Here is a 13,121-nt window from a genome sequence, read left to right as displayed (position 1 = left end):
ATTAATATTTGTAGTTTTAGATAATATCGTTGCAGAAAAAAGATATGAATATTACGCAACCAAAATCCAAATCAACTTACTTGGATCCGACCACTCATATAATTGTTTTTCTAAGATACATCCTGATTCTTTTAAGCGCGTTCTATCCAATCTCATTAATAATGGTATTGAGGCAGTTAATTCTAATGGCTCTATTATTATCTCTCTAACATGCAATACTACGCATGTCGAAATTATTATTGAAGATAATGGCTGCGGCATTCCTCCCGATATCTTGCCAAAGGTTACAGAGCAAGGATTTAGCTTTAATAAGAAAACTGGTGCTGGTTTTGGTTTATCTTATGCTAAACAATATTTAGAGCAGATCAATGGTTCAATGCATATTCACTCTGAAGAAAAAGTTGGGACAAAAATTCATATCACTCTAATTAGGTCTAACCCCCCTAGTTGGTTCTGTGACTCAATGAATATTAGGTATGGTACTAATATTGTCGTATTAGATGACGATATATCCATCCATGACGCATGGAATGAACGGTTTTCAAATATTTCACACGTTAAAATGTTTCATTTTTATAACGCGATCGACTTAGTTCAGTATAAAGTTGATCCAGAAATGCCAATATTATATTTAGTGGATTATGAACTGCTCGCTGATGTTAAAAATGGTTTAGATGTGATTGAAGAGCTCAATTTAAATGGTAAAGCTATTTTAGTTACCAGTTGCTTTGAAGATATTTCTATACGAAATCGATGTGAAAATATTGGCGTTAAAATCATACCAAAATCTTATGTACCTTATATTAAAATTATTGATACTCCAGAGAAAGAACATATAAATACGGTGGTTTTTATTGATGATGATGAAATGATGCGAATGACTTGGATCTTTGCTGCCGAAGAGGCTGGACAAAGTATTTCAACCTATTCGTCATTTGATGAGTTCGTAAATGAAATAAATAATTATTGTAAAAATACTCTTATTTATATTGACTCAGATCTGGGAAATAATGTTAGAGGCGAGGATTGCGCAAAACTCCTTTTTGATAAGGGGTTTATTGACGTTCATCTTGCTACTGGCCATTCGCGAGATCGATTTCGCCAAGTGCCATGGATTAAAACAATTGTTGGAAAAGAACCACCTTTTCAATTTGCGCACGGACATATAACATGAACTCTACTGATAAAGATAAATTAAAACACGATTTTTTAAATTCAATTGTTATCATCAACAGCATGACAAAATCTGCTTCGAGTTTCATGAACACAATTTCACAATCCATGGATGCTGCCGATATTAACCAAAATCAGATGGAAAGATTTTTATATTCTATGAATACAATACGTGAACAAACTGCGAAAATTGAAAATTATTTTCAATGCCTTCTGAATGAATAATCACGCTATACTATCTCTCTCTGCAATATATGAGGAATAGGAAACAACTCTTTCCCAATCTATCGAATCAGTTAAATAATCTTGGGTAATACTGTAATAGTAATTATTATCTAGCTTTTTCGCATCAAATAAATAGTTAACCCACTCAACTATTGGTTTTTTATATTCTTTTTCCGATAACAAGAACAATATTTTCTCTTTTTTTTCAACAGCGGCCATAGTCTGTTCAGGTAGCTCATATCCCTGCATTAAATCTAATTGATCAGAAAGCTCTTTTACGTGTCTAATGATAAGCCATGTAGGTTTGGCGTCTTTATCAAGAAATAAAAAACTACCTGAATTATCAACTAGATAATATTCAACAGCCTGTGCTTGTATTAGAACACTGGCAAATAATTGTTGATATAATTCATTATCAAATAAATCATTAATTGAGTTTGCATATGCATTAACTATATTCTTTGTTAACTTTCTAAAATAGCGCTGAGTTAGGTCATCCACAGCTAATGTAATTTCTGGATATAGATTTTCACTTGTTTTGAGTATAAATTTATCAATTAAACCGTTATTGAAAGCTTTGATCGCTGTATCTGTATCTGCTTCAGCCGTTAGCATAATTTTAAAGATTTTTCTCTCTTTAAGCTTTCTGCAAAATTCTATTCCATTAATAGTGGGCATTTCATAATCTACAACTAACAAAGGGATATACTCAAACCTGGTCTTGTTATAAATCAGGTTTAGCATTTTGCTAATATCAAATGCGATAACCCGATCATTAGTAGTATCTACATTAACATCCTCCATCAATTTAAAAATTGATTGGATAACATCTTGACTATGATTATCAACTACTCGAAAAGCTGTATCTGGGCTTGTAAGTGTCATAATATTAAACTTTTGACCAAATTCTAAATCTAACACATCCAAAAATGCACGGTTATCATCTAAAAAAATGACTCTTATCGGATGATAAAAACATGTGGGTCTTGCGTTAACAATAGTCATATAGTAATTCCTCTACGTTAACTGTTTTCTCTGAACTTTTATCTATAAGTGCTTGAACATTATTTGACATAATACAAAGCAACAACAATAATCTTTTTTTCATAACATCCCTTACAGCAAATGGATACATGCAAATTACGACATGTACCAAACAAAATACTTTTATTTTTCTTTTGAATAATTCGGTTTTGACCACGGTCAAGACCAAAATCTTTATTTATTTGTATTTAAGTCGGCTATTATGCCCGCTAGACATAACTTGTCCTTTATCGCTTGTAGATCGATAAATTTTAAGCTGATCGAGGAAATCTAGCACTTCACATTTTCTATACAATACTTTTCGGCCAATTTTAATATATGGAACTCCTTCACCTGCCCAACGATGATGCTCCAATAGTTTAGTAGAACAATTTAAAATTGCTGCTAACGTATTTTGGTTAAAGAGTGTCGAATGGGGGGCTGACTCGAATTCATTTATAAGTTGTAATCTAGAAGTTTTATTAATAGACATGGAGTATCCTCATCAATTGATAATCAAAACAGCATAACGCTGACCATCAGTATCCATGTGCTGCTTGAAAAACCAGTTGACTTTAACTCAGAGCAATCATACCTGAAAAAGACTGGAGACTATTGATAATATCCTAGAAGCTCTATAGAAACATAAAGGTCAGAAAAGGGCTCCTTCAAAGTCTGAAAAATTATCGCTCCTCCCTAAAGATAATGTCAAGGATTATTGCAACGGGTTCATAAGATAAACGTTATCGAAGCAACACAAAGACCTACCTTCTAAAAAAATAGTTTGATTCTTGTGCAATAACATGCCATAATCTTACTATAAAGAGTGTATGAACGGGATGGCTTAGGCCAGGCACTCCTCCGCCGATGATGTCGGTATCTGCCCAAGAGCGGTTATAAAGTGAGCCTAGTTAAATTTAAAAGACCCTGTTTTTTTCAGGGTTTTTTATTTTATGGGGATTTTGATTGTCTTATTTGCTTGTGCATGGTGCGCTATAACAAAAAAAGATATCTTTTTCTTTTTAGGCTGTGATGATTTATGCAGACTATCCCTTACGTAGCGCTTTCAATAAACAAACGAAGTAATCCTTTGCCTGATTTCGAAACTTTAAAATATATTTCATATTCTTGTTGGTTCGGTGTTTCAATGGTAAAGAAATTACCTTTCCCTGTATGAAAGCAAGCTCCGCGATCGATTTGTTTAGCGATGTCTGGCAATAAATAAGATAGAGTATAACGAGAAAAGCAAAAAATACGTTTTTCTCTGGGGTCTGAGTATATCAATTCGGGTTCAATATCTTGCCATGTCTCTTTTGCATGCCCATTCAGTCCACGGGTAAAGCAATGCAGGCCAAACTCAATGATAAAAGTATATCGGATTTCTGACTTATTTGCCGTTTCTGGCTGAATAAACTCCCAACTAAATTCATTTAGATGGTCTAGTTGATAAGTTCTATTCTTGTAAATGAATGGAATCCACTTTTTAATTGTATATACCTCTTGTTGTTATTGTGGTTTCAGATTAGAGACTGCAATGCGCATTTGGTGAGCTATTACTCTTATAATGCGGTCAAATATATTCAGCTCCATACTGTGTCAAGGCAAATCTTAGTAGTTAGTTCAATCAGCTGATTGAAAATTCATATGCTTAATTAAAAAATCCGTAATTTGTTGGATTGGTTTTCTTAAGCGTTCAACATCTCGCATGATATACCCTGCGGTTACATCATTATTCATTTTATGATTTAACAAACGCTTCAAAGCGTAGGCAGGGAGGTCTAATCCTTCGGCGGTAGTCGCAAAGGTTCTTCGTAAATCATGAAGAGTAAAAGGAACTCCTGATAATTCAGCAACTTTTAAGACTACCTTTTTAGGCTCTTGTATATGCCCAGCTTTGCTTTTTGCCGGGAAAACAAAATCGCTTGATTTGAATTGATTACGTCGGGCAAATAAATCATAAATAAAATCAGACATTGGTAATGTATGGGAGTCTCTGTTTTTAGTATCTTGTAAGGTGAATGTTTTTGATTCAAAATCAACGTCATTCCAACGAATAGATGCGGTTTCAGTTTTGCGCATCCCAGTGAATAAAATTAAAAGAAAATAATCTCTCCACATAATCATCTGCGAATAATCCCCAGATTCAACTAATTTGTTTAAGCCAGTATTCCAGGCTGCTAATTGATGGGGTTTAATAAATGTTTGTTTACGATCCACTCTAAACCATCCTCGCGTATGAGAAAGGTATTTTACTGGATTAACAGATACAATTGGCTGACCATCATCTGTTTGATACTCATGTACAGCGAAATTAAAAACAGCTCGTAATACCCTCATAGCATCATTAGCTCGTGCTTTACTATTACTTGCTCCATGTTCCATATGACGTTTGGCAATCATTTCTCTATTTATGCTTATAAGGGGCTTATCCAACCAATCTGGGACAACTTGATGTAAAGCGTGCTTATAATCCTTTATGGTTCCTTGTTTTAAATCTTTACGAACTATCAAATAAGCATTGAATACTTGTTGCAATGTCATGGCTTTAATAATTTGAGTTTTCTTTTCAGCAATTGGATTATTGCCTTGAGCAATACTACCCAACAAGCTTTTAGCTTGCTTTCTTGCCTCTTCTGTCGTTATATTGCCATATTTACCAAGAGTAACTCTTTTTACATGACCATTAATGCGCGTTTCCACCACAAAGCTTTTAACACCTTTAGCCGTAACACGCAGAGCAAAACCTTTCAATTGATCATCTCTATAAAACGACTGTTCTTTACCCAATGTTGGTTCAATTTTATCGATAACGGTTTTTGTCAATCTTACAATATTGCTTTCAGTTCCCATTCTTCAACCTCTGGTTACAAAATTCCATGTAGACGCCATGTAGACAGATCATTTAGAGTTTAATAGAATTCAAGGATAGTGATTATGCCTTAATAGGCTTGATTTTAAAAGGGATATAGAGGGTTTTAGTAATTAGTAGATGATATTAGAAGTCAGGTACTTAGGACTCTTAATCTCTTGGTCATAGGTTCGAACCCTATACGGCCTATCAATAAAATCAATGGGTTATAAAAAATAATCGCGGGCGCATTTTAACTCTAAGTGCGACAATCCTTTTGTCACCGTTTTTTCTCACAGAGTATGGATTATTCCTGAAGTATTATCCGTTTTGTTTTCAAATCCAGGTTTTGCAAACATGCTGTTTTCTGCTAATGCAGAGGAGACTTGCGTGGGAGGATTCAATGTAACCGTAATCTGCTCCTGGCAATCGAATTTCTTTAAAAAATGGTTTACAGAAATAAAGACAGAATCTGTAAAGGTAGTTTTTACTCCAAAATTGCTGAAATAAGCCTCTTCATCGCCTTGACAAATTTTTTTTAAATTAAGAACGAATTCTTGTATTTGTTCCTGGGATAGCCATTGCCCTTTCCCAAATTTTTCCTTTGCAGAGGTGCTCCATTTTCTAGCTGGTTGCAACCAGTCTTGCAGGGAGTACTCTTCATCATAAGCTTGTAAAATGCGGTAGAAGTTCTGATTGTTTACACATTCTTTTTGAATCATAAAGTAATGAAATACACCTCCCCCCAGTTTAAAAACAGCAACTGCTGAACGAGAGTCATTAAAAAAACCAAGGATATCTAAGAATTCGTTATTACTAGAATTTATATTGGTGAAATCAGCTTGATTATAATAAATTTCTTTCGCTTTTTTGTCATATAGTGGTGAATGTACAATGATGTCCTGACAGTCGCTCAACTCTACTGACATACAAAAATCCAGTGCTTGATTATTTTGGACGTTATATTTCATGATTACTCTGCCTCCAGAAGTCCGGAAAATTATACTCAAGTTTTGTATTAATTTCAATCAAGGTGATCTAAATTTGGAATTTCAGGGTTTTTCCAGCCAAGTCAAAGTGACTTGGACTGATTTTAATATTTAATGAAACGTTCCTAGAGACTGAATGATTTATAGTCCTTAATCGATTGCTCAAACTCTTCTAACTCTGTTTGATCAAATGAATTATTGACTGTTGTAAAAATTGCATCAACGTCTTTAACTGGATTTCTTTTAGCAGCTAAACCCCAGTTTAATTGTCCGTCGGCGGTAATGAGTTGTTGGTGCATATAACGCAGATAATTACGGAAAGAATGTTGTTTATAGCTGCTGTAATCTTCATTAATGATTAAATTGTCGATTGAATCCACTAATGATTCAGAAAGAGATTGGGTGAGCCCAAGTATCGTTGTGCCATCCATATTTTCTCCTTTTTCGAGAGCTTGAGTAATGGCTTTATTCATAATAGAGTGCAAATCACGCTCCCATTTACTCATAATTTTGCTTGCGTGTCTTTTACCATTGTTATTATGACTAAAAAAGAATGAACTATCATATTGGCCTGCTTTTACCTCATAAGCTATTTGATAGTTTTTTCCTTGTTGGATAATCGCCTCCATATTATTTACCACACTTAATAATTCGTTTACTTGCTCCGTTTGGCTGTTTGTAATGCGCTGCATCAATAATCGAGAATTATGTGCATCTAATGTTGAGGTGTTTGCGACACCTGCAACAAGCGCCAATTGCTTATCTCTTTTTTGTACTTCAGTAGTAAGAGTTCGAATTTCCCCATCTTTTTGCAAAAGAGTTTTTCCATTTTCTTCATTAAGTTGTTTCAAACTTGAATTTTCTTTTTGGGCTTTGCTTAATTCAATGCCAAGCGTTCTAAGCTCTTCCGTTAAAAGATTATATTCATGTGTGCTTATTGCAGGGCGCGATAAGTAGTTTCTGATAATTTGAAAAAAACCGGCAGTTTGATGCTCTTCTTCGAGCATTTTGGTTTCAAAATCATTGCTCTCAATAAGAACAAAACCCTCTTCTTGGGCAACATCATGGTTCTGTAATTCAAGGGACTGGATCATTTGCGCAACAACAGCACGGCGACGTTGTAAAACATCTATCAGTTTTTTTATTGTTTCATCCTGAGATTGCTGTGCTTGTAGAAGCAGTTCATCATACTCGGCCAAGATACTTTTTTGTTTTACTAAAATAAGCTCAGCTTGTCGATTCAATTCTTTTGCTTGTGCTCGTGAAATATCCGATTGAAAGGAGCTACTTGCCATATCAAATTCGTCGCCAAATAGGGTGTACCCACGATTTACGACCTTATGGGCTTCTTTACTGAATTCTTTGAGTGCATCAAAGCAATCAAATGGAATACTCGCAAATGCTGCACTAATTTGTTGGGATGCGGTGATAAAATGCTTACGTACTTCAACTAATGGGTGTTTATTTAAGTAACAAGATTCCCATAAGCTTCGAGCTGAACTTGAAGATTTACTTCGTTGCCGATAAACCTTACCACAATCTGCCTCAAACTTTTCTAAACAAACATTGAGCTCGCTTTTAACATGATGAATGTCTTTCAAGTAAGGTTCGGACAATTTAATAAAATCATTAAAGTAACTGATTTTGTTTGCACTGGTGAACTGGTGAAGTGTTTTTAGTTCATTTTGCAAGACGTGTAATTTATCTCGTAACTTTAATAACTTAATCAAGTTTTCTCGTTGTTCTTGTTCAAACTGTTCCCATAAAAAATTACCCTCATTAGGCAATTGATAATCAAGTCCTTTATAAAGTTCGAGGTAGTTATCTTCTTGCAATGAAGTTGCAGGTCGACCAAATAGTTCTGCAACAAATGGGTCATGAACTATCCTTTGCTCTGTATGAGTTAATGAAGTTTTATCTTCTTTTTTGAACAGATCCTGTAAATGCGTCACATCAATTTGATTTTGCATACTAAATAACGGCAGCATGTGGTCATCAACACCAACAAGCAATTCATTTAATTTTCGTGTTGTTTCCTCAATGTGTTGATAATAAGCATCAATTTTATTTTCTTGATTGAAGAATTCCTCGTGTTGTGAAGCAGAAAATATACGTTCGAGAGCCGACTTACAGGAAAGAAGTTTATCATCCTGGCTGCTGGTACTTTGGATGTCTTTATGATTTAGTAATTCAACTGTAAAAAGTTGAATTCGTTCTTTGTATTTGTTTTGTTCCTGGACGGGTTTTTCCAAGGCCTGGCGACAAAGGTGAGCCAATAAGATCATAGCGATGACTTTACCATGTGAAATATCATTCAAATTGGCGCGGCCAAAATAACGGTTTTGATTATCCGCAATGTATTGATAGCACGTATTGTATACAAAGTTAAAATAGTCACAGTTGCTTTTAATTTCTTTTGAGTGATTTTGTTCTTGAACTCTCCTGGCCATGCTTGATAATCCGCCAGGTTGAGGATATTCCAATCCTTCTATCACTCCTTCTTTATAGGTTAAGCCAAATGTATAACCCCAGCCTTGATGCTCTACAGGGAGTTCAACGATACTGGTGTGAGTGACATCCATGATTTTCGTACTCAAATCTTTATAAATTGTTAAAATTTCACGGATTAATGGAGTTTCTCTGAAGCGAATGGTTGGCATAATGAACACCTATAATTATAAAATTTTATGGCGGTAGTTTAAAAAAGTTTTATTAAGTTTTTATTAACGAACGTCCGTTTTTTCATCGTACAAGCAGCAATTTTAAGATTTTCTTATTCTTGAGATGAGTGTTTATTTAAAAATTTTACATTCCGTTATAAATTAATTCAGGCCTCATATCAAGCAATAAATTTTAACCCATAGAATTAACAGATGTATTTTGAAAATCGATGGATATAATAAATAGGCATGTTTTCTAAAAATCTAGGGTCTGTTTACATTTCGCTAGATTGAGTCAAAATGGCCTGATTTTCGGGCACCGAAGCGCAGAAAATCAGGACAGTTTGGCCAAGATAGTAGAAATGTAAACAGACCCTAATTTATTCTCAGGAAAAAAAATTATAGAAAGCATTATGATTATCTATCGCAAACAAGTTGGCTGGTTTGATTCTGCAGTTTGCGTCTCTACACTACCTGATTTCTGATATTCATTTCTTCTTTGCATCAAAAGCTTATGGCGCGCCTTTTTTTGTCTTTCACACATTAAATCCAGACGTTTTTCTTTTGCGTTTCCTAAAAAATTTAGCAAGCTCAGTTGTTTTATACTTATTTTGTCATCCGAGTCCTCTCTAATTTTACTTTGATACAGCGTTTTGCGCACATTTGAGCTGGCATACCATTTGCCATGGTAATAGGAATATTTTTTTTTATTCGTTGAAGGAGAAAAAATCGTCCCGGCATAATAATCGATATATGCATCAAATAAGACCAAATGACGGTTGAATTTTTCTGCTATGCTTTGCTGATTTCCTTTATTATTACAAAAATAAAGCTTTATATTTCCAATCCTGTGATGCAGATAGACAAAATCAGAGTTAAAGCGTTCTGCAATTTTATCAATACCCAGATGCGTAGATTGCTTTGTAATAGTGCAAGTACTTGCCAGATGAAGATGCTCCAATAAATTATCGATTCCATGTGCAAGTACATAGATAGTGAGGTGTTCACGTTCCATTAATTTGTAATGAATTGGCCCACCATGTTGTACGATGAGTATGTTTTGATCATTAAGTGTCTCTTTCCAATGCAGCGCATGAGCAATTAGATCATTTTCTTCATGAAAAGGAATATAAAGGATTATCATGTGCTTACTCCGAATTCTTCAAGAATGATGATCGTAGTATTTTGATAATGAACTGTTCACACTGATGCAGTTGTTCCAGAGCAACGAATTCATTTGCTCGATGAGCCTGCTCAATGCTGCCTGGACCGCAAACAATAGTGGGTATTTTCGCTTGTTGAAATAAGCCTGCCTCAGTGGCATAAGCAACTTTTAATTTTTTTTCATTGTGACAAATTGATTGGGCAGCACGAACAATGGGTTCTGAGGGGGGCGTATCCAATCCAGGTGCTTTAGCGAGAACTTCCAAAATCACGTTCGTGTTGAATTGCTCTTTACGTAGTGTAGGGAGTAGTTCAGTATCTATGAAATCAACTATTTGTTGATGAAGTTGATCGGGGTTATCAACCACCAAGTTTCTAATTTCAAAAACAAATTCACACAAACTGGGAATCGTATTATAAGCATTGCCGCCCTGAATGAGATTGGTGGATACCGTAGTATAAGGTACATCATATGACTCATCTCGATTTCCGTGAGATTTAAACCGGTGAGCCATGTTACGAAGATAAGTAATAAATGATGCGGCATGCTCTATTGCATTACATCCTTGAGGAGTTAGTGAAGAATGAGCAGCCACGCCATGAATGTGGCAACGATAGCATTGTATTCCTTTATGCCCGATTACTGGTTGCATGGAGGTTGGTTCACCTACAATACATGCTTTGGGTTTATAATTTAATTGTGTTATTTTTTCAATGAGACTCGGTGCGCCAAGGCAACCAATTTCTTCATCATATGAAAAAGCAAAATGCACCGGGAATTTAAGGCTAAGTGTTTTCAATTGGGGAATAAGGCTCATAACTACTGCAATGAAACCTTTCATGTCACAAGTCCCTCTTCCATATATTTTTTTATCTTTAATCGTTGCTTGAAATGGCTCGCTATCCCAAGTTTGTCCATCAACAGGTACTACATCTGTATGACCCGACAAAACAAGACCTCCCTCAAGTCGACCCTGATGATCGGGGATAGAGGCAAGTAAATTTGCTTTAAGCCCTTTGTTGTCATGGATTAAAATGGGATTAATCTGATAATCATCCAAAGCATTTGCCAGAGTTTCTATTAGAGATAAATTGGAGTTGCGTGAGGTGGTATCAAAAGCGATAAGTTTTGTCAGCCAATCCAGGGTGTTCATATAATATTCCTTTTAAATTTCAGTGTGTCATGAATGTACTCAGCGATTAAAGAATTATAATCTTTCTCAATGTACAAAACACCAAAAAACACAAGTCTATAATTTTCTCTGGAAACCTGATTGTGACATTTTTCTTGAATCGTCTACACTCTGGATAGTGGAGTTTTTAATCAGTTGATTAAGAGGCGTCATTGCATCTACATAAGGAAATGAACAATGAAAACGATGAAGGCAGTACAAGTAAATAAGTCAGGAGAATGGGAGTCTATTGAAAAAGACATTGTGATGCCTGCAGCAAAGCAAGTACGTATCAGAGTTGAAGCATGCGGTGTATGCCATTCAGATGTCTTCGTGAAAGAAAATTTGTGGCCTGGTATTCAATTCCCAAGAATTCCAGGGCATGAGGTGGCAGGGGTAATTGATGAGGTCGGGACTAATATTACCCAATGGAAACCAGGTCAACGTGTTGGGGTAGGCTGGGCAGGGGCTTTATGTGGCCAATGCCTTTCCTGTCGGCATGGTGATTTTATTCTATGTGAAAACCATCAAATTACAGGATTACATTATGATGGTGGATATGCCCAGTATATGATAGCTCCAGTTGAAGCACTTGTTGCAATCCCAGATGAACTCTCTTTTGCTGATGCAGCGCCATTAATGTGTGCAGGTGTAACCACTTTTAATGCGCTACGCCATAGTGTTGCTCGTCCAGGTGATTTGGTTGCGATACAGGGTGTGGGGGGACTAGGGCACCTGGGAATTCAATTTGCTAATAAAATGGGATTTAAAACGGTTGCTCTATCCTCAGGGGCTGACAAAGAAGCACTTGCTAAAAAGTTAGGGGCTCATGTTTATTTAAATTCTGATGATCATGATGTTGTTCTTGAGTTGCAAAAATTAGGTGGTGCCCGGGTTATTTTGGCAACAGCACCTAGTGGTAAATCGATTTCTCCTTTAATTAATGGTCTTGGGAATAAAGGAGAGCTTCTTATTGTAGGCGCTTCTCATGATCCAATTGAAGTGATATCGACTCAGCTTATTGGCAACAAGCGTTCGATTAGAGGGTGGCCATCTGGAAGCGCAATCGACATCGAAGAAACATTGAAGTTTTGTGCTTTGGTCGGAATTCGTCCTATGATTCAACAGTATCCACTTGCACAAGCGGAAAAAGCTTTTGAAGCGATGATGTCCAATAAAGTGCGATTTCGCTCAGTCATTATGATGAACGAAAAATAGGGTCTGTAAACAGGTCCTAAATTATGGAGCACTATTATTGTTCTATACTTACTCATGTCGACTCAAATTATTTCATGGAGTGAAATTATTATGAAAAAATTATTATTAGTTATTTTTTCACTTACAATGTTCAATGCAGTTTCCTATGCAGAAAAAATAATAATTACCGGCCAGCCAATTATATTGGAAAAACAAGGCGATATTTACTATGTGCCAAGTGATTATCAATTCTCGAAAACTTATTACTATGTAAGCGTGAATGGAAAACGTCAAGTGTGTTACATAGATAAGCAACCTGAATTATCTGCTTTAGATACCTCAACACTTCAAGTGAGCTACAGTGGCTCATCGTTGACTTGGGTTTGTTATCCTCTTGATCCTAATTATTTTGAAAGCCCATAAAATAATTAGGATCAAAAAATCTGCGGGATCGTTAACTTATCATTATCTTTTCTTTCTACGTCCCGCGGCTTGTCCCTGAGAGATGGTCACAAAATTTAACCAGGAAACTTATTCTATAGTTTACGGTGATGTTTAAAAGGCTGTCATCCCTGCGTAGGCAGGGAGGTAGATTCACATTTGAAGTGCAACAGCGAAAACTTAAATGTCTCAAGGGGTGTTTTATACCCGAGGCACTTTCTAGGAGTCA

Annotated in this window: 11 protein-coding genes; 4 read left to right on the top strand and 7 right to left on the bottom strand. The window is 35.7% G+C overall.

Annotated elements, in window-relative coordinates:
* On the top strand, positions 1 to 1,174 hold a 1,174-nt coding region (locus Lani_RS15745; protein WP_156415175.1), incomplete at its 5' end, for an ATP-binding protein.
* Positions 1,171 to 1,398: a hypothetical protein gene (locus tag Lani_RS15740; protein ID WP_019235600.1), complete on the top strand. Its 228-nt coding sequence runs from the start codon at positions 1,171 to 1,173 to the stop codon at positions 1,396 to 1,398. The genes Lani_RS15745 and Lani_RS15740, both read left to right, overlap by 4 nt.
* Here the strand turns inward: Lani_RS15740 and Lani_RS15735 are convergent, their stop codons facing one another.
* The 7 genes from Lani_RS15735 to argE all read right to left on the bottom strand — a co-directional run bounded on the left by Lani_RS15735 (position 1,399) and on the right by argE (position 11,236).
* Positions 1,399 to 2,403, bottom strand: a complete 1,005-nt coding sequence (locus tag Lani_RS15735; protein WP_019235599.1) for a response regulator — start codon at positions 2,401 to 2,403, stop codon at positions 1,399 to 1,401. It lies immediately after the preceding gene.
* 217 nt (positions 2,404 to 2,620) lie between these two features.
* Positions 2,621 to 2,914 carry a helix-turn-helix domain-containing protein gene (locus tag Lani_RS15730; RefSeq protein ID WP_019235598.1) on the bottom strand — a complete coding sequence of 98 codons (294 nt, stop codon included), beginning with the start codon at positions 2,912 to 2,914 and terminating at the stop codon, positions 2,621 to 2,623.
* Between the two features lie 1,127 nt (positions 2,915 to 4,041).
* Positions 4,042 to 5,271: a tyrosine-type recombinase/integrase gene (locus Lani_RS15720; RefSeq protein WP_019235596.1), complete on the bottom strand. Its 1,230-nt coding sequence runs from the start codon at positions 5,269 to 5,271 to the stop codon at positions 4,042 to 4,044.
* A 291-nt stretch (positions 5,272 to 5,562) separates the two neighbouring features.
* On the bottom strand, positions 5,563 to 6,297 hold the full coding sequence (locus Lani_RS15715; RefSeq protein WP_127908224.1) for a hypothetical protein: 735 nt from the start codon (positions 6,295 to 6,297) through the stop codon (positions 5,563 to 5,565).
* A gap of 86 nt (positions 6,298 to 6,383) precedes the next feature.
* Positions 6,384 to 8,918 (bottom strand): coiled-coil domain-containing protein, encoded by a 2,535-nt coding sequence (locus tag Lani_RS15710; protein ID WP_019235593.1) that lies wholly within the window; start codon positions 8,916 to 8,918, stop codon positions 6,384 to 6,386.
* Positions 8,919 to 9,339: 421 nt separating this feature from the next.
* Positions 9,340 to 10,062, bottom strand: a complete 723-nt coding sequence (locus tag Lani_RS15705; RefSeq protein WP_058388710.1) for a hypothetical protein — start codon at positions 10,060 to 10,062, stop codon at positions 9,340 to 9,342.
* A gap of 4 nt (positions 10,063 to 10,066) precedes the next feature.
* Positions 10,067 to 11,236, bottom strand: coding sequence for an acetylornithine deacetylase (gene argE, locus Lani_RS15700; protein ID WP_019235590.1), 1,170 nt, complete (start codon positions 11,234 to 11,236; stop codon positions 10,067 to 10,069).
* A 216-nt stretch (positions 11,237 to 11,452) separates the two neighbouring features.
* On the opposite strand from argE, the gene Lani_RS15695 reads away from it, so the two are divergent.
* Together Lani_RS15695 and Lani_RS15690 are read left to right on the top strand one after the other, a co-directional pair.
* Entirely contained in the window at positions 11,453 to 12,472 is a 1,020-nt protein-coding gene (locus Lani_RS15695) for an alcohol dehydrogenase (RefSeq protein WP_019235589.1), read from the top strand.
* Positions 12,473 to 12,562: 90 nt separating this feature from the next.
* Entirely contained in the window at positions 12,563 to 12,874 is a 312-nt protein-coding gene (locus Lani_RS15690) for a hypothetical protein (protein WP_040523531.1), read from the top strand.
* The last annotated feature ends 247 nt before the right edge of the window (positions 12,875 to 13,121 follow it).

The organism is Legionella anisa, assembly GCF_001467525.1.
Lineage (GTDB): Bacteria > Pseudomonadota > Gammaproteobacteria > Legionellales > Legionellaceae > Legionella > Legionella anisa.
The sequence above is the reverse complement of the archived record's forward strand: the minus strand, read 5'-3'. Positions and strand labels throughout refer to the sequence as shown.

Bases quoted from the DNA above. Each gene is read 5' to 3' on its own strand.
- Lani_RS15740 (WP_019235600.1), top strand. From the start codon at position 1,171: ATGAACTCTACTGATAAAGATAAATTAAAACACGATTTTTTAAATTCA.
- Lani_RS15735 (WP_019235599.1), bottom strand. From the start codon at position 2,403: ATGACTATTGTTAACGCAAGACCCACATGTTTTTATCATCCGATAAGA.
- Lani_RS15730 (WP_019235598.1), bottom strand. From the start codon at position 2,914: ATGTCTATTAATAAAACTTCTAGATTACAACTTATAAATGAATTCGAG.
- Lani_RS15720 (WP_019235596.1), bottom strand. From the start codon at position 5,271: ATGGGAACTGAAAGCAATATTGTAAGATTGACAAAAACCGTTATCGAT.
- Lani_RS15710 (WP_019235593.1), bottom strand. From the start codon at position 8,918: ATGCCAACCATTCGCTTCAGAGAAACTCCATTAATCCGTGAAATTTTA.
- Lani_RS15705 (WP_058388710.1), bottom strand. From the start codon at position 10,062: ATGATAATCCTTTATATTCCTTTTCATGAAGAAAATGATCTAATTGCT.
- argE (WP_019235590.1), bottom strand. From the start codon at position 11,236: ATGAACACCCTGGATTGGCTGACAAAACTTATCGCTTTTGATACCACC.
- Lani_RS15695 (WP_019235589.1), top strand. From the start codon at position 11,453: ATGAAAACGATGAAGGCAGTACAAGTAAATAAGTCAGGAGAATGGGAG.
- Lani_RS15690 (WP_040523531.1), top strand. From the start codon at position 12,563: ATGAAAAAATTATTATTAGTTATTTTTTCACTTACAATGTTCAATGCA.